At 63.8% G+C, this 16,496-nt stretch carries 14 protein-coding genes; all 14 read left to right on the top strand.

Features of this window, described 5'->3' with window-relative positions; all coding sequences use genetic code 11:
* Window positions 1-175: 175 nt before the first annotated feature.
* The 14 genes from IX761_RS19265 (at window position 176) to nuoN (ending at window position 16,176) form a co-directional block, all read left to right on the top strand.
* Window positions 176-838 (top strand): lysoplasmalogenase, encoded by a 663-nt coding sequence (locus tag IX761_RS19265; RefSeq protein WP_194791143.1) that lies wholly within the window; start codon window positions 176-178, stop codon window positions 836-838.
* Between the two features lie 380 nt (window positions 839-1,218).
* Entirely contained in the window at window positions 1,219-1,632 is a 414-nt protein-coding gene (locus IX761_RS19260) for an NADH-quinone oxidoreductase subunit A (RefSeq protein ID WP_028692461.1), read from the top strand.
* 9 nt (window positions 1,633-1,641) lie between these two features.
* Window positions 1,642-2,319 (top strand): NuoB/complex I 20 kDa subunit family protein, encoded by a 678-nt coding sequence (locus IX761_RS19255; protein ID WP_008096180.1) that lies wholly within the window; start codon window positions 1,642-1,644, stop codon window positions 2,317-2,319.
* A gap of 79 nt (window positions 2,320-2,398) precedes the next feature.
* A complete protein-coding gene (nuoC, locus tag IX761_RS19250; protein WP_046855041.1) occupies window positions 2,399-4,180 on the top strand; it encodes an NADH-quinone oxidoreductase subunit C/D in 1,782 nt (593 codons plus the stop codon).
* Between the two features lie 2 nt (window positions 4,181-4,182).
* Window positions 4,183-4,680, top strand: a complete 498-nt coding sequence (nuoE, locus tag IX761_RS19245) for an NADH-quinone oxidoreductase subunit NuoE (protein WP_194791142.1) — start codon at window positions 4,183-4,185, stop codon at window positions 4,678-4,680.
* Window positions 4,677-6,038: an NADH-quinone oxidoreductase subunit NuoF gene (gene nuoF / locus IX761_RS19240; RefSeq protein ID WP_194791141.1), complete on the top strand. Its 1,362-nt coding sequence runs from the start codon at window positions 4,677-4,679 to the stop codon at window positions 6,036-6,038. Before nuoE ends, nuoF begins: the two co-directional genes overlap by 4 nt.
* A gap of 133 nt (window positions 6,039-6,171) precedes the next feature.
* The gene (nuoG, locus tag IX761_RS19235) at window positions 6,172-8,886 is read left to right on the top strand and encodes an NADH-quinone oxidoreductase subunit NuoG (protein WP_194791140.1); all 2,715 of its coding nucleotides are present in this window, start codon (window positions 6,172-6,174) and stop codon (window positions 8,884-8,886) included.
* Window positions 8,883-9,890, top strand: a complete 1,008-nt coding sequence (gene nuoH, locus IX761_RS19230; protein WP_194791139.1) for an NADH-quinone oxidoreductase subunit NuoH — start codon at window positions 8,883-8,885, stop codon at window positions 9,888-9,890. The genes nuoG and nuoH overlap by 4 nt, the downstream gene beginning before the upstream one ends.
* An 11-nt stretch (window positions 9,891-9,901) precedes the next feature.
* Window positions 9,902-10,450 carry an NADH-quinone oxidoreductase subunit NuoI gene (gene nuoI, locus IX761_RS19225; RefSeq protein WP_011534620.1) on the top strand — a complete coding sequence of 183 codons (549 nt, stop codon included), beginning with the start codon at window positions 9,902-9,904 and terminating at the stop codon, window positions 10,448-10,450.
* Between the two features lie 10 nt (window positions 10,451-10,460).
* Complete coding sequence (gene nuoJ / locus IX761_RS19220; protein WP_023631348.1) at window positions 10,461-10,961, top strand: NADH-quinone oxidoreductase subunit J; 501 nt, start codon at window positions 10,461-10,463, stop codon at window positions 10,959-10,961.
* A 3-nt stretch (window positions 10,962-10,964) separates the two neighbouring features.
* Window positions 10,965-11,273, top strand: a complete 309-nt coding sequence (gene nuoK, locus IX761_RS19215; RefSeq protein ID WP_008096201.1) for an NADH-quinone oxidoreductase subunit NuoK — start codon at window positions 10,965-10,967, stop codon at window positions 11,271-11,273.
* The gene (gene nuoL, locus IX761_RS19210; protein WP_194791138.1) at window positions 11,270-13,123 is read left to right on the top strand and encodes an NADH-quinone oxidoreductase subunit L; all 1,854 of its coding nucleotides are present in this window, start codon (window positions 11,270-11,272) and stop codon (window positions 13,121-13,123) included. The genes nuoK and nuoL overlap by 4 nt, the downstream gene beginning before the upstream one ends.
* 43 nt (window positions 13,124-13,166) lie before the next feature.
* Window positions 13,167-14,699, top strand: a complete 1,533-nt coding sequence (nuoM, locus tag IX761_RS19205) for an NADH-quinone oxidoreductase subunit M (protein WP_194791137.1) — start codon at window positions 13,167-13,169, stop codon at window positions 14,697-14,699.
* A 7-nt stretch (window positions 14,700-14,706) separates the two neighbouring features.
* On the top strand, window positions 14,707-16,176 hold the full coding sequence (gene nuoN / locus IX761_RS19200; RefSeq protein WP_194791136.1) for an NADH-quinone oxidoreductase subunit NuoN: 1,470 nt from the start codon (window positions 14,707-14,709) through the stop codon (window positions 16,174-16,176).
* Window positions 16,177-16,496: the final 320 nt, after the last annotated feature.

Below are 16,496 nucleotides of genomic sequence, written 5' to 3'. Positions count from 1 at the left end.
CCTTGTGTCGCGAAAGGGCCGCAAAGCGGCCCCGGCGATTTTTGCATCAACGCGAAAACCCTGGGGCCGCTGCGCGCCCCTTTCGCGACACAAGGCCGCTCCTACAGGGATCGCGCCGCCAGCAAAATCCAGGATCAGGTCTAAGCTTGTGGCTACCCAGCAGCAAGGACCGCCCATGCCCCGTCCAAGCCACCTGATCCTGATCGCCTTCGCAACCGCTGCCCTCTATCTATATGCAGTGGCCAGCGACAACGCCGCGCTCGGCCTGCTGAGCAAACCCATCCCGGTACTCGCCCTGATCGCCTGGCTGAGCACCAAGCCCGTCTCCCGCTACCGCCACTGGATCATGCTCGGCCTGGCCTTCTCGGTACTCGGCGACATCCTCCTGGCCATCCCCCAGGACCTGTTCGTGTTCGGCCTGGCCGCATTCCTGTGTGCCCACCTGGCCTACCTGCGTGGCTACTGCACCCTGACACTACGCCCGGCCTACCCTGCCCTGGCCGCTGCACTGCTGATCGGTGGCGGGCTGTTCAGCCTGCTGGCCAGCCATGGCCTGGGCGAGCTGCTGATCCCCGTGGCGCTGTACGCATTGGCGATCGGCGCCATGCTCTGGCGTGCGCTGGCCTGCGGCGGCGTTGCGGCACTGGGCGCCTGCGCCTTCGTATTCTCCGACAGCCTGATCGGCATCGACCGCTTCGTCAGCCCGTTCGCCGCCGCGCAGTACCTGATCATCCTGTTCTATTGGCTCGGCCAGTGGCTGATCGCCGCCTCGGTCGACCGCGCCACACGCAACGAAGTGTTGACCCAGAGCGGTGCGCGCGCCCCGCAAAGCTGCTAGAACGAGAGTTTTTCGCATTTGCAAGTGGCAAGACCGGCAGATGAACTTTGCAAGCCTCAGAACTGCTAAAACATTACAGCTCAACTTAAATGATATTAATTATCATTACACAATTAGACCGTCGTTACGCCAGGCAAGAAACATAATTAACAAAACCACGCGCAATGCCCGAAACTCAAGGCTTTCAGCCAGTTACGAACGGTTTTTGTTCTTAAAACTACGAATAAATTTGCAACGGAAATTTTACTTGCACAGGGTTTACCCATAAAATCAGCGCGATTGATTCAGCTGCGACATTTGGTCACTGCGTCTGCGACACCACGTCGCCGCTCTACTTATTTCAGACTGCAGAGCTGGGTCTCTGTATAAGGATTTCTAGCATGTCCGATTCGGCAGGACTCATCGCCCACAACTGGGGCTTTGCCATCTTCCTTCTGGGTGTCGTCGGCCTGTGTGCCTTCATGCTCGGCCTGTCCAGCCTGCTCGGTAGCAAGGCTTGGGGCCGCGCCAAGAACGAACCCTTCGAATCCGGCATGCTGCCCGTCGGCAGCGCCCGCCTGCGCCTGTCCGCCAAATTCTATCTGGTCGCGATGCTGTTCGTGATCTTCGATATCGAAGCCCTCTTCCTGTATGCATGGTCTGTGTCCGTCCGCGAAAGTGGCTGGACCGGATTCGTCGAAGCTCTCATTTTCATAGCAATTCTGTTGGCAGGTCTTGTCTACCTATGGCGCGTCGGGGCGCTCGATTGGGCTCCCGAAGGTCGCCGCAAGCGGCAAGCGAAGCTGAAACAATGAGGCTTTGGCATGCAATACAATCTCACCAGAATCGATCCGGACGCACCCAACGAGCAGTATCCGGTCGGTGAGCGGGAAACCGTCACCGATCAGCTGCTAGAGGACCAGGTCCACAAGAACATCTACATGGGGAAACTCGAAGATGTGCTGCGTGGCGCGGTCAACTGGGGTCGCAAGAACTCCCTCTGGCCGTACAACTTCGGCCTGTCCTGCTGCTACGTGGAAATGACCACGGCCTTCACGGCGCCCCACGACATCGCCCGCTTCGGCGCCGAAGTCATCCGGGCATCGCCGCGTCAGGCCGACTTCATGGTCATCGCCGGTACCTGCTTCGTGAAGATGGCGCCGATCATCCAGCGCCTGTACGAGCAGATGCTCGAACCCAAGTGGGTCATCTCCATGGGTTCGTGCGCCAACTCCGGCGGCATGTACGACATCTACTCGGTCGTTCAAGGGGTCGACAAGTTCCTCCCCGTGGACGTGTACGTGCCTGGCTGCCCGCCGCGCCCCGAGGCGTTCCTGCAAGGCTTGATGCTGCTGCAGGAGTCGATCGGCCAAGAACGACGCCCGCTTTCCTGGGTGGTTGGTGATCAAGGCATCTACCGTGCCGAGATGCCCGCCCAGAAAGACCTGCGTCGCGAACAGCGCATTGCGGTAACCAACCTGCGCAGCCCCGACGAAGTCTGATCCAGCGACCTGCCGCCCGCTCCTACAGGAGCCGGCGGCCTGGCTTCATTCTTAACGCTGACCCAAAGCGACCGAGACCATGACAGCGGACAACGCTATTTATATTCCGCCTTACAAGGCTGACGACCAGGATGTGGTCGTCGAACTGCACAACCGATTCGGCGCCGACGCTTTCGTCGCCCAGGAAACCCGCACCGGCATGCCGGTACTGTGGGTAAAGCGTGCCCAGCTCAAAGAAGTCCTCAGCTTCCTGCGCAACGTCGCCAAGCCGTACAGCATGCTGTACGACCTGCACGGCGTCGACGAGCGCCTGCGCACCCAGCGCCGCGGCCTGCCGGCTGCCGATTTCAGTGTGTTCTACCACCTGCTGTCGGTGGAACGTAACAGCGACGTGATGATCAAGGTGTCGCTGAGCGAAGGCGACCTCAACCTGCCCACCGTCACCGGCATCTGGCCCAACGCCAACTGGTACGAGCGTGAAGTGTGGGACATGTTCGGCATCGATTTTGCCGGCCACCCGCACCTCAGCCGCATCATGATGCCACCCACCTGGGAAGGTCACCCGCTGCGCAAGGACTACCCGGCCCGCGCCACCGAGTTCGACCCCTACAGCCTCACGCTCGCCAAGCAGCAGCTTGAAGAAGAGTCGGCGCGCTTCAACCCCGAAGCCTGGGGCATGAAGCGTTCGGGCGCCAACGAGGACTACATGTTCCTCAACCTCGGCCCGAACCACCCGTCCGCCCACGGTGCCTTCCGTATCGTGCTGCAGCTGGACGGTGAAGAAATCGTCGACTGCGTCCCGGACATCGGCTACCACCACCGTGGCGCCGAGAAGATGGCCGAGCGTCAGTCCTGGCACAGCTTCATCCCCTACACCGACCGTATCGACTACCTCGGCGGGGTGATGAACAACCTGCCGTACGTACTGGCGGTGGAGAAGCTGGCCGGCATCCAGGTGCCGCAGAAAGTCGACGTGATCCGCATCATGCTCGCCGAGTTCTTCCGCATCACCAGCCACCTGCTGTTCCTGGGTACCTACATCCAGGACGTCGGCGCCATGACCCCGGTGTTCTTCACCTTCACCGACCGCCAGCGCGCCTACACCGTGATCGAAGCGATCACCGGTTTCCGCCTGCACCCGGCCTGGTACCGCATCGGTGGCGTCGCCCACGACCTGCCGCGCGGCTGGGACAAGCTGGTCAAGGACTTCGTCGAATGGCTGCCCAAGCGCCTGGACGAGTACACCAAGGCTGCCCTGCAGAACAGCATCCTCAAAGGCCGTACCATCGGCGTCGCCGCGTACAACACCAAAGAGGCCCTGGAATGGGGCACCACCGGTGCCGGCCTGCGCTCCACCGGTTGCGACTTCGACCTGCGTAAAGCCCGCCCCTACTCCGGCTACGAGAACTTCGAGTTCGAAGTACCGCTGGCCCACAACGGCGATGCCTACGATCGCTGCATGGTCCGCGTCGAGGAGATGCGCCAGAGTATCCGCATCATCGACCAGTGCCTGCGCAACATGCCGGAAGGCCCGTACAAGGCGGACCACCCGCTGACCACGCCGCCGCCGAAAGAGCGCACCCTGCAGCACATCGAAACCTTGATCACCCACTTCCTGCAAGTCTCGTGGGGCCCGGTCATGCCGGCCAACGAGTCGTTCCAGATGATCGAGGCGACCAAGGGCATCAACAGTTACTACCTGACGAGCGATGGCGGCACCATGAGCTACCGCACCCGGATCCGTACCCCGAGCTACCCGCACCTGCAGCAGATCCCTTCGGTGATCAAAGGCAGCATGGTCGCGGACCTGATCGCGTACCTGGGCAGTATCGACTTCGTTATGGCTGACGTGGACCGCTAAGCATGAACAACACGCTTATCCAAACCGACCGTTTCGCCCTGAGCGAAACCGAGCGCTCGGCCATCGAGCATGAGATGCACCACTACGAGGACCCGCGCGCGGCGTCCATCGAAGCCCTGAAGATCGTGCAGAAAGCGCGCGGCTGGGTACCGGACGGTGCCATCTACGCCATCGGCGAAGTGCTGGGCATCCCCGCCAGCGACGTCGAGGGTGTGGCCACCTTCTACAGCCAGATCTTCCGCCAGCCGGTTGGCCGCCACATCATCCGTGTGTGCGACAGCATGGTCTGCTACATCGGCGGCCACGAGTCGGTGGTCAGCCAGATCCAGAGCGAGCTGGGCATCGGCCTCGGCCAGACTACCGCCGACGGCCGCTTCACCCTGCTGCCGGTGTGCTGCCTGGGTAACTGCGACAAGGCCCCGGCGCTGATGATCGACGACGACACCTTTGGCGACGTGCAACCTGCCGGCGTCTCCAAGCTGCTGGAGGGTTACGTATGACCATCACTTCCTTCGGCCCGGCCAACCGCATTGCGCGCTCGGCCGAAACCCACCCGCTGACCTGGCGCCTGCGTGACGACGGCGAGCCGGTCTGGCTGGCCGAGTACGAATCGAAGAACGGCTATGCCGCCGCGCGCAAGGCGCTGGCCGACATGTCCGCCGACGATATCGTGCAGAGCGTCAAGGACTCCGGCCTCAAGGGCCGTGGCGGCGCGGGCTTCCCCACTGGCGTGAAGTGGGGCCTGATGCCCAAAGACGAGTCCATGAACATCCGCTACCTGCTGTGCAACGCGGATGAAATGGAGCCCAACACCTGGAAAGACCGCATGCTGATGGAGCAACAGCCCCATCTGCTGGTCGAAGGCATGCTGATCAGCGCCCGTGCGCTGAAAGCCTACCGCGGCTACATCTTCCTGCGTGGCGAGTACACCACCGCGGCGAAGAACCTCAACCGCGCCATCGACGAAGCCAAGGCCGCAGGCCTCTTGGGCAAGAACATCCTCGGTTCGGGCTTCGACTTCGAGCTGTTCGTGCACACCGGTGCCGGGCGCTACATCTGCGGTGAAGAGACCGCACTGATCAACTCGCTGGAAGGCCGCCGCGCCAACCCACGCTCCAAGCCGCCCTTCCCTGCCGCCGTCGGCGTGTGGGGCAAGCCGACTTGCGTGAACAACGTCGAGACCCTGTGCAACGTGCCGGCCATCGTCGCCAACGGCAACGACTGGTACAAGTCGCTGGCCCGCGAAGGCAGCGAAGACCACGGCACCAAGCTGATGGGCTTCTCCGGCAAGGTGAAGAACCCGGGCCTGTGGGAGCTGCCGTTCGGCGTGACCGCCCGCGAGCTGTTCGAAGACTACGCCGGTGGCATGCGCGATGGCTTCAAGCTCAAGTGCTGGCAGCCAGGCGGCGCCGGTACCGGCTTCCTGCTGCCCGAGCACCTCGATGCGCAGATGTACGCCGGTGGCATCGCCAAGGTCGGCACCCGGATGGGTACGGGCTTGGCCATGGCGGTGGACGACAGCGTCAACATGGTGTCGCTGCTGCGCAACATGGAAGAGTTCTTCGCCCGCGAATCGTGCGGCTGGTGCACCCCGTGCCGTGACGGCCTGCCGTGGAGCGTGAAGATGCTCCGCGCGCTGGAGAACGGCCAAGGCCGCGCCGAAGACATCGAGACCCTGCTGGGTCTGGTCAACTTCCTCGGCCCAGGCCGTACCTTCTGTGCTCACGCACCGGGTGCCGTCGAGCCATTGGGCAGTGCCATCAAGTACTTCCGCTCGGAGTTCGAGGCCGGTGTGGCGCCAGAAAGCGCTGGCACCCTGCGCCCGAACCTGGCGAAGCCGATTGTGGTCGGCGCATAAAAAGACAGAACGCGGGTGGTCCGTGCCACCCGTCGGCCTCGCAGGCTCGCCGCAAAGATTGGCGCTGAGCCGCAGGCCCACCGATTTCCATTAGCCACGCCCGCTCACGCGGGCCAACGAAGAACTTTGAACCATGGCCACTATCCACGTAGACGGCAAAGCGCTCGAAGTCAACGGTGCGGACAACCTGTTACAGGCGTGTCTGTCACTCGGCCTCGACATCCCCTATTTCTGCTGGCACCCGGCGCTCGGTAGCGTCGGCGCCTGCCGGCAGTGCGCGGTCAAGCAGTACACCGACGAGAACGACACCCGTGGTCGTATCGTCATGTCCTGCATGACCCCGGCCTCCGACGGCACCTGGATCTCCATCGACGATGACGAGTCCAAGGCGTTCCGCGCCAGCGTCGTCGAATGGCTGATGACCAACCACCCGCACGACTGCCCGGTGTGCGAGGAAGGCGGTCACTGCCACCTGCAAGACATGACGGTAATGACCGGCCACAACGAGCGCCGCTACCGTTTCACCAAGCGTACCCACCAGAACCAGGACCTCGGCCCGTTCATCGCCCACGAGATGAACCGCTGCATCGCCTGCTACCGCTGCGTGCGCTACTACAAGGACTACGCCGGCGGCACCGACCTGGGCGTATACGGCGCCCACGACAACGTGTACTTCGGTCGCGTTGAAGACGGCGTGCTGGAAAGCGAGTTCTCCGGCAACCTCACCGAGGTCTGCCCGACCGGTGTGTTCACCGACAAGACTCACTCCGAGCGCTACAACCGTAAATGGGACATGCAGTTCGCCCCGAGCATCTGCCATGGCTGCTCCAGCGGTTGCAACATCAGCCCGGGTGAGCGTTATGGCGAACTGCGCCGTATCGAAAACCGCTTCAACGGCTCGGTGAACCAGTACTTCCTGTGCGACCGTGGCCGCTTCGGCTATGGCTACGTCAACCGCACCGACCGCCCACGCCAGCCGCTGCTGGCCGATGGCAGCAAACTGTCGCTGGACGCCGCCCTGGACAAGGCCGCCGACCTGCTGCGCGGCCGCACCATCGTCGGTATCGGCTCGCCCCGCGCCAGCCTCGAAAGCAACTACGGCCTGCGCGAGCTGGTCGGTGCCGAGTACTTCTACTCGGGTATGGAAGCCGGTGAGCTGGCCCGCGTGCGCCTGGCGCTGAACGTGCTGAACAACAGCCCACTGCCCGTCCCTACCCTGCGCGACATCGAAGACCACGACGCCGTGTTCGTGCTCGGTGAAGACCTCACGCAAACTGCCGCCCGTGTCGCCCTGGCCGTACGCCAGGCCACCAAGGGCAAGGCCGAGGCCATGGCCGACGCCATGCGCGTACAGCCTTGGCTGGACGCTGCGGTGAAGAACATCGGCCAGCACGCGCTGTACCCGCTGTTCATCGCTTCGCTGGCTGAAACCAAGCTGGACGACGTGGCCGAAGAGTGTGTGCACGCCGCGCCTGCCGACCTGGCCCGCATCGGTTTCGCCGTGGCCCACGCCATCGACCCGAGCGCCCCTGCCGTCGAAGGCCTGGACACTGAAGCCAAGGCCCTGGCCCAGCGCATCGCCGACGCCCTTGTCGCTGCCCAGCGCCCACTGGTCGTTGCCGGTACCTCGCTGGCAGATCCTGCGCTGATCGAAGCCGCCGCCAACATCGCCAAGGCCCTCAAGCTGCGCGAGAAGAACGGCTCGCTGAGCCTGGTCGTGCCTGAGGCCAACAGCCTCGGTCTGGCGATGATGGGCGGTGAGTCCATCGACGCTGCGCTGGACGCGGTGATCAGCGGCAAGGCCGACGCCATCGTCGTGCTGGAAAACGACCTGTACGCCCGCGTACCGGCCGCCAAGGTCGACGCCGCCCTGGCCGCCGCCAAGGTGGTGATCGTTGCCGACCACTCGAAAACCCCGACGGTCGACCGCGCCCACCTGGTGCTGCCAGCCGCCTCGTTCGCCGAAGGCGACGGTACCCTGGTCAGCCAGGAAGGCCGCGCCCAGCGCTTCTTCCAGGTGTTCGACCCGCAGTACCTGGACAGCAGCATCCAGATCCACGAAGGCTGGCGCTGGATGCACGCCCTGCGTGCCACCCTGCTCAACAAGCCGGTGGACTGGACCCAGCTGGACCACGTCACCAGCGCCTGCGCCGAAGCCGCCCCGCAACTGGCCGGCATCGTCAACGCAGCGCCTTCCGCCGCGTTCCGCATCAAGGGCATGAAACTGGCCCGTGAGCCGCTGCGCTACTCCGGCCGTACCGCCATGCGCGCCAACATCAGCGTGCACGAACCACGTACCCCGCAGGACAAGGACACCGCGTTCGCCTTCTCCATGGAAGGCTACTCGGGCTCGGCCGAACCGCGCCAGCAAGTGCCGTTCGCCTGGTCGCCGGGCTGGAACTCGCCGCAAGCCTGGAACAAGTTCCAGGACGAGGTCGGCGGCCACCTGCGTGCCGGTGACCCGGGCGTGCGCCTGATCGAATCCCAAGGCGACCGCCTGAGCTGGTTCACCGCCATCCCTGGCGCGTTCAACCCGGCGCGCGGCACCTGGACCGCGGTACCGTTCTTCCACCTGTTCGGCAGCGAAGAGTCCTCCTCGCGCGCCGCCCCGGTGCAGGAGCGCATCCCGGCCGCCTACGTCGGCCTGGCCAAGTCCGAAGCCGACCGCCTGGGCGTCAACGACGGCGCGATGCTGAGCCTGAACGTGGCCGGTGTGGCGCTGCGCCTGCCGCTGCGTATCAATGAAGAACTGGGCGCTGGCCTGGTTGCGTTGCCCAAAGGCCTGGCCGGCATTCCGCCCGCCATCTTCGGTGCATCCGTCGAAGGCCTGCAGGAGGCAGCACAATGAGCTGGTTCACCCCCGAAGTGATCGACGTGATCATTCAGGTCGTCAAGGCCATCGTGGTGCTGCTGGCCGTGGTGGTCTGCGGCGCCCTGCTCAGCTTCGTCGAGCGCCGCCTGCTGGGCTGGTGGCAGGACCGCTACGGCCCGAACCGGGTCGGCCCGTTCGGCATGTTCCAGATCGCCGCCGACATGCTGAAGATGTTCTTCAAGGAAGACTGGAACCCGCCCTTCGTCGACAAGATGATCTTCACCCTGGCGCCGGTCGTGGCCATGAGCGCCCTGCTGATCGGCTTCTCGATCATCCCAATCACCCCGGGCTGGGGCGTGGCCGACCTGAACATCGGCCTGCTGTTCTTCTTCGCCATGGCCGGCCTGTCGGTGTACGCCGTGCTGTTCGCCGGCTGGTCGTCGAACAACAAGTACGCCCTGCTGGGCAGCTTGCGTGCTTCGGCGCAGACCGTGTCGTACGAAGTGTTCCTCGGTTTGGCGCTGATGGGCGTGGTGGTGCAGGTGGGCTCGTTCAACATGCGCGACATCGTTGAATACCAGGCCCAGAACCTGTGGTTCATCATTCCGCAGTTCTTCGGCTTCTGCACCTTCTTCATCGCTGGCGTCGCCGTGACCCACCGTCACCCGTTCGACCAGCCGGAAGCGGAACAGGAACTGGCCGACGGCTACCACATCGAATACGCCGGCATGAAATGGGGCATGTTCTTCGTCGGCGAGTACATCGGCATCATCCTGATCTCGGCGCTGCTGGTCACCCTGTTCTTCGGTGGCTGGCACGGTCCGTTCGACCTGCTGCCGCAAGTACCGTTCTTCTGGTTCGCCCTGAAGACCGCGTTCTTCATCATGCTGTTCATCCTGCTGCGCGCTTCGATCCCGCGCCCACGCTATGACCAGGTGATGGACTTCAGCTGGAAGTTCTGCCTGCCGCTGACCCTGATCAATTTGCTGGTGACCGCTGCGATCGTGCTCTACAACACGCCAGCCGTCGCGGCCCAGTGAGGATTTGACCCATGTTCAAGTATATCGGCGACATCGTTAAGGGCACCGGCACTCAGCTGCGCAGCCTGGTGATGGTGTTCTCCCACGGGTTCCGCAAGCGCGACACCCTGCAGTACCCCGAAGAACCCGTGTACCTGCCGCCGCGCTACCGCGGCCGCATCGTCCTCACCCGCGACCCCGACGGCGAGGAGCGCTGCGTAGCGTGCAACCTCTGCGCGGTGGCCTGCCCGGTCGGCTGCATCTCGCTGCAGAAGGCCGAGACCGAGGACGGCCGTTGGTACCCCGAGTTCTTCCGCATCAACTTCTCGCGTTGCATCTTCTGCGGCCTGTGTGAAGAAGCGTGCCCGACCACCGCGATCCAGCTCACTCCGGATTTCGAAATGGCCGAGTTCAAGCGTCAGGACCTGGTGTACGAGAAAGAAGATCTGCTGATCTCCGGCCCCGGCAAGAACCCTGACTACAACTTCTACCGTGTTGCCGGTATGGCCATCGCTGGCAAGCCGAAAGGCTCTGCACAGAACGAAGCCGAGCCGATCAACGTGAAGAGCTTGCTCCCATAAGGACAGAAAGATGGAATTCGCTTTCTACTTCGCATCCGGTGTCGCCGTTGTCTCCACGCTGCGCGTGGTGACCGGCACCAACCCGGTGCACGCCCTGCTCTACCTGATCATCTCGCTGATTTCCGTGGCGATGATCTTCTTCTCCCTCGGTGCACCATTCGCTGGCGCCCTGGAAGTGATCGCCTACGCCGGCGCCATCATGGTCTTGTTCGTGTTCGTGGTGATGATGCTCAACCTCGGGCCGGCCTCGGTCGCCCAGGAGCGCGGCTGGCTCAAGCCCGGCATCTGGGCGGGGCCGGTGATCCTCGCCGCCCTGCTGCTGCTGGAGCTGCTCTACGTGCTGTTCGTCACCCCGTCGGGTGCGGCCATCAGCGGTACCACTGTCAGCGCCAAAGAGGTCGGCATCAGCCTGTTCGGGCCGTACCTGCTGGTGGTCGAACTGGCCTCGATGCTGCTGCTCGCCGCTGCCGTCACCGCCTTCCACCTGGGCCGCAACGAGGCGAAGGAGTAAATCATGGGTGCTATCCCTCTCGAGCATGGTCTGGCGGTCGCCGGCATCCTGTTCTGCTTAGGTCTGGTTGGCCTGATGGTCCGCCGCAACATCCTCTTCGTGCTCATGAGCCTGGAAGTCATGATGAACGCCTCTGCCCTGGCGTTCATCGTCGCCGGTGCCCGTTGGGTCCAGCCCGACGGCCAGGTGATGTTCATTCTGGTGATCAGCCTGGCAGCCGCCGAGGCCAGCATTGGCCTGGCGATCCTGCTGCAGCTGTATCGCCGCTTCCACACTCTCGACATCGATGCTGCCAGTGAGATGCGCGGATGAACCTTATCTTCCTGACGTTCGTATTCCCCCTGATCGGCTTCCTGCTGCTGTCGTTCTCGCGCGGCCGCTGGTCCGAGAACCTGTCGGCGCTGATCGGCGTCGGTTCGGTCGGCCTGTCGGCGGCCATCGCCGCCTACGTGATCTGGCAGTTCAACGTCGCCCCGCCTGAAGGCGGCGCGTACAGCCAGCTGCTGTGGCAGTGGATGTCGGTGGACGGCTTCGCCCCCAACTTCACCCTGTACGTGGATGGCCTGTCGGTCACCATGCTGGGTGTGGTCACCGGCGTGGGCTTTTTGATCCACCTGTTCGCCTCCTGGTACATGCGTGGCGAAGCCGGTTACTCGCGCTTCTTCTCGTACACCAACCTGTTCATCGCCAGCATGCTGTTCCTGGTGCTGGGCGATAACCTGCTGTTCATCTACTTCGGTTGGGAAGGCGTGGGCCTGTGCTCGTACCTGTTGATCGGTTTCTACTACAGCAACCGCAACAACGGTAACGCGGCGCTCAAGGCGTTCATCGTCACCCGTATCGGCGACGTGTTCCTGGCCATCGGCCTGTTCATCCTGTTCGCCCAGCTGGGCACGCTGAACGTGCAGGAGCTGCTGGTGCTGGCACCGCAGAAGTTCCAGGCCGGTGACACCTGGATGGTCCTGGCCACCCTGATGCTGCTGGGTGGCGCGGTCGGTAAATCGGCCCAGCTGCCGCTGCAGACCTGGCTGGCCGACGCGATGGCAGGCCCGACCCCGGTTTCGGCACTGATCCACGCGGCAACCATGGTGACCGCGGGCGTGTACCTGATCGCCCGTACCAACGGCCTGTTCCTGCTGGCGCCGGACATCCTGCACCTGGTCGGTGTGGTCGGCGGTGTCACGCTGGTTCTTGCCGGCTTCGCCGCCCTGGTCCAGACCGACATCAAGCGTATCCTCGCCTACTCGACCATGAGCCAGATCGGCTACATGTTCCTGGCCCTGGGCGTTGGCGCCTGGGACGCGGCGATCTTCCACCTGATGACCCACGCCTTCTTCAAGGCCCTGCTGTTCCTTGCCTCCGGTGCGGTGATCGTCGCCTGCCACCACGAGCAGAACATCTTCAAGATGGGCGGCCTGTGGAAGAAGCTGCCGCTGGCCTATGCCAGCTTCGTGGTCGGTGGCGCTGCCCTGGCCGCCCTGCCGATCCTGACCGTGGGCTTCTACTCCAAGGACGAAATTCTTTGGGAAGCCTTCGCCAGCGGCAACACCGGCCTGCTGTACGCCGGCCTGGTCGGTGCGTTCATGACCTCGCTGTACACCTTCCGCCTGATCTTCATCGCCTTCCACGGCGAAGCCAAGACCGAAGCCCACGCCGGCCACGGCATCAGCCACTGGCTGCCGCTGGGCGTGCTGATCGTGCTGTCGACCTTCATCGGCGCCTGGATCCACCCGCCACTGGCAGGCGTGCTGCCTGAAAGCGCCGGCCATGCCGGTGGCGAAGCCAAGCACTCGCTGGAAATCGCCTCGGGCGCCATCGCCATCGCCGGTATCCTGCTGGCCGCGGTGCTGTTCCTGGGCAAGCGTCGCTTCGTCAGCGCCATCGCCAACAGTGGTATCGGTCGCGTCCTGTCGGCCTGGTGGTTCGCCGCCTGGGGCTTCGACTGGATCTACGACAAGCTGTTCGTCAAACCGTACCTGCTGATCTGCCACATCCTGCGCAAGGACCCGGTGGACCGCAGCATCGGCCTGATCCCGCGCATGGCTCGCGGCGGCAACGTCGCCATGAGCAAGACCGAGACCGGCCAGCTGCGTTGGTACACCGCCTCGATCGCCGTCGGCGCCGTGCTGGTGCTGGGCGCTGTGGTAGTGGCTGCGGTATGACTATGAAGAACCTTGCGACTTTGCCAAAGGAAACCAACCCGTCATGATTTTGCCTTGGCTGATCCTGATCCCCTTCATCGGCGGCCTCCTGTGCTGGCTGGGCGAGCGCTTCGGCGCCACCCTGCCCCGCTGGATCGCGCTGCTGACCATGTCCCTGCTGCTCGGCATCGGCCTGTGGCTGTGGGCTAACGGCGACTACACCCTGGCCCCGGCACCGGGCGCCGAACCGCACTGGGCCCTCGAATACAAGTTCGAGTGGATCAAGCGCTTCGGCATCAGCGTGCACCTGGCCCTCGACGGCCTGTCGCTGCTGATGATCCTGCTGACCGGCCTGCTCGGCGTGCTGTCGGTGCTGTGCTCGTGGAAAGAGATCCAGCGCCACGTCGGCTTCTTCCACCTCAACCTGATGTGGATCCTGGGCGGCGTGGTCGGTGTGTTCCTGGCCCTGGACCTGTTCCTGTTCTTCTTCTTCTGGGAAATGATGCTGGTGCCGATGTACTTCCTCATCGCGCTCTGGGGTCACAGTTCGTCGGACGGCAAGAAGACCCGGATCTACGCGGCGACCAAGTTCTTCATCTTCACCCAGGCCAGCGGCCTGATCATGCTGGTGGCGATCCTTGGCCTGGTGCTGGTCAACTACAACACCACCGGTGTGCTGACCTTCAACTACAGCGACCTGCTCAAGGCCGAACTGCCGGCTGGCGTGGAATACGTGCTGATGCTGGGCTTCTTCATCGCCTTCGCGGTGAAACTGCCAGTAGTACCCTTCCACTCCTGGCTGCCTGACGCACACGCCCAGGCACCGACCGCAGGTTCCGTGGACCTGGCGGGCATCCTGCTGAAGACCGCGGCCTACGGCCTGCTGCGCTTCGCCCTGCCGCTGTTCCCGAACGCCTCGGCGGAGTTTGCGCCGATCGCCATGACCCTGGGCCTGATCGGTATCTTCTACGGTGCCTTCCTGGCCTTCGCGCAAACCGACATCAAGCGCCTGATCGCCTTCTCCAGCGTCTCGCACATGGGCTTCGTGCTGATCGGCATCTACTCCGGCAGCCAGCAGGCCCTGCAAGGCGCGGTGATCCAGATGCTGGCCCACGGCCTGTCGGCCGCCGCGCTGTTCATCCTGTCCGGCCAGCTGTACGAGCGCCTGCACACCCGTGACATGCGCCAGATGGGTGGCCTGTGGCACCGCATCGCGTATCTTCCGGCCATCAGCCTGTTCTTCGCCGCTGCGTCGCTGGGCCTGCCTGGCACCGGCAACTTCGTTGGTGAATTCCTGATCCTGATCGGCAGCTTCGCCCACGTACCGTGGATCACCGTGATCGCCACCACCGGCCTGGTGTTCGGTTCGGTCTACTCGCTGATCATGATCCACCGTGCCTACTTCGGCCCAAGCAAGAGCGACACCGTACTGGCCGGCATGGACACCCGCGAGATGGTCATGGTGCTGGGCCTGGCTGGCCTCTTGATCCTGCTGGGCGTGTATCCGCAGCCGTTCCTCGACACCTCTGCCGCCACCATGAGCGGTGTGCAGCAGTGGCTCGGTTCCGCTTTCACTCAACTCGCTTCGGCCCGGTAAGAGCGCTATGGAATTCACCACTCAACACTTCATCGCATTGGCGCCGATGCTGATCACCACCCTCACCACGGTGGTGGTGATGCTGGCGATCGCCTGGAAGCGCAACCACTCGCAGACCTTCCTGCTGTCCACCGTGGGCCTCAATCTCGCCCTGCTGTCGATCCTGCCGGCACTGAAGGTCGCGCCACTGGCGGTCACGTCGCTGGTGACCATCGACAAGTTCGCCTGCCTGTACATGGCCATCGTGCTGGTGGCGACACTGGCCTGCGTGACCCTTGCCCACGCCTACCTGGGTGAAGGTTCCAAGGGCTTCCCGGGCAACCGTGAAGAGCTTTACCTGCTGCTGCTGATGTCGGCACTGGGTGGCCTGGTGCTGGTCAGCGCCAACCACCTGGCGGGCCTGTTCATCGGCCTGGAGCTGCTGTCGGTGCCGGTCTACGGCCTGGTGGCGTATGCGTTCTTCAACAAGCGCTCGCTGGAAGCCGGCATCAAGTACATGGTGCTGTCGGCCGCCGGTTCCGCCTTCCTGCTGTTCGGCATGGCCCTGCTGTACGCCGATGCCGGCAGCCTGACCTTCGACCAGATCGGCAAGGCCCTGGCCACCACCAGCATGCCAAGCCTGCTGGCTCAGCTGGGCCTGGGCATGATGCTGGTAGGCCTGGCGTTCAAGCTGTCGCTGGTACCCTTCCACCTGTGGACCCCGGACGTGTACGAAGGCGCCCCGGCGCCGGTGGCCGCGTTCCTGGCCACCGCCAGCAAGGTCGCGGTGTTCGCCGTGGTCGTGCGCCTGTTCATGCTCTCCCCTGCTGCCAGCAGCGGCGTGCTGAGCACCGTCCTGGCGGTCATCGCCGTGGCCTCGATCCTGATCGGCAACCTGCTGGCGCTGACCCAGAGCAACCTCAAGCGTCTGCTGGGTTACTCGTCCATCGCCCACTTCGGCTACCTGGTCATCGCCCTGGTCGCCAGCAAGGGCCTGGCCATGGAAGCCATGGGTGTGTACCTGGTCACCTACGTGATCACCAGCCTCGGCGCCTTCGGCGTGATCACCCTGATGTCCTCGCCGTACGCCGGCCGTGACGCCGACGCCCTGTACGAGTACCGCGGCCTGTTCTGGCGCCGCCCGTACCTGACCGCGGTACTGACCGTGATGATGCTGTCGCTGGCTGGTATCCCGCTGACCGCAGGCTTCATCGGCAAGTTCTACATCATCGCCACCGGCGTCGAGTCGCACCTGTGGTGGCTGGTCGGTGCCCTGGTGCTGGGCAGCGCCATCGGCGTGTACTACTACCTGCGCGTGATGGTCACCCTGTACCTGGTCGAGCCGAACCTGCGTCGCCACGACGCCCCGCTGAAGTGGGAACAGCGCACCGGCGGCGTGATGCTGCTGGCCATCGCCATCCTCGCCTTCGTGTTGGGTGTGTACCCGCAGCCACTGCTGGAGATGGTGCAACAGGCTGGCCTGCAACTGATCGGTTGATCGGCTGACAGCAGCACAAGACACCCCGCCTCGGCGGGGTGTTTTTTTACGTCCGGAACAACCCCGCAGACTTCCCGCGCAGTGCAGGCCACTGTAGGAGCGGCCTTGCCGGGGCGCCGGACCGGTCGGAAAGGGCTGCGTAGCAGCCCCGGCAATTGTGTAGGGTGCCGAGATATTGGGGCCGCCTTGCGGCCCTTTCGCGACACAAGGCCGCTCCTACAGTGCACTGCGCTGCTTGAGACTCATTTTCCAGCACATAGACCCAGTTGCTTTCCTACAGATCATTCACTGTGCTTCGTCTGCCCTTTGCAGCGTCAGAC

The organism is Pseudomonas sp. UFMG81 (assembly GCF_015354575.1).
Lineage (GTDB): Bacteria > Pseudomonadota > Gammaproteobacteria > Pseudomonadales > Pseudomonadaceae > Aquipseudomonas.
This window is presented reverse-complemented; position numbering and strand designations above follow the sequence as displayed.

Bases quoted from the DNA above. Each gene is read 5' to 3' on its own strand.
- IX761_RS19265 (WP_194791143.1), top strand. From the start codon at position 176: ATGCCCCGTCCAAGCCACCTGATCCTGATCGCCTTCGCAACCGCTGCC.
- IX761_RS19260 (WP_028692461.1), top strand. From the start codon at position 1,219: ATGTCCGATTCGGCAGGACTCATCGCCCACAACTGGGGCTTTGCCATC.
- IX761_RS19255 (WP_008096180.1), top strand. From the start codon at position 1,642: ATGCAATACAATCTCACCAGAATCGATCCGGACGCACCCAACGAGCAG.
- nuoC (WP_046855041.1), top strand. From the start codon at position 2,399: ATGACAGCGGACAACGCTATTTATATTCCGCCTTACAAGGCTGACGAC.
- nuoE (WP_194791142.1), top strand. From the start codon at position 4,183: ATGAACAACACGCTTATCCAAACCGACCGTTTCGCCCTGAGCGAAACC.
- nuoF (WP_194791141.1), top strand. From the start codon at position 4,677: ATGACCATCACTTCCTTCGGCCCGGCCAACCGCATTGCGCGCTCGGCC.
- nuoG (WP_194791140.1), top strand. From the start codon at position 6,172: ATGGCCACTATCCACGTAGACGGCAAAGCGCTCGAAGTCAACGGTGCG.
- nuoH (WP_194791139.1), top strand. From the start codon at position 8,883: ATGAGCTGGTTCACCCCCGAAGTGATCGACGTGATCATTCAGGTCGTC.
- nuoI (WP_011534620.1), top strand. From the start codon at position 9,902: ATGTTCAAGTATATCGGCGACATCGTTAAGGGCACCGGCACTCAGCTG.
- nuoJ (WP_023631348.1), top strand. From the start codon at position 10,461: ATGGAATTCGCTTTCTACTTCGCATCCGGTGTCGCCGTTGTCTCCACG.
- nuoK (WP_008096201.1), top strand. From the start codon at position 10,965: ATGGGTGCTATCCCTCTCGAGCATGGTCTGGCGGTCGCCGGCATCCTG.
- nuoL (WP_194791138.1), top strand. From the start codon at position 11,270: ATGAACCTTATCTTCCTGACGTTCGTATTCCCCCTGATCGGCTTCCTG.
- nuoM (WP_194791137.1), top strand. From the start codon at position 13,167: ATGATTTTGCCTTGGCTGATCCTGATCCCCTTCATCGGCGGCCTCCTG.
- nuoN (WP_194791136.1), top strand. From the start codon at position 14,707: ATGGAATTCACCACTCAACACTTCATCGCATTGGCGCCGATGCTGATC.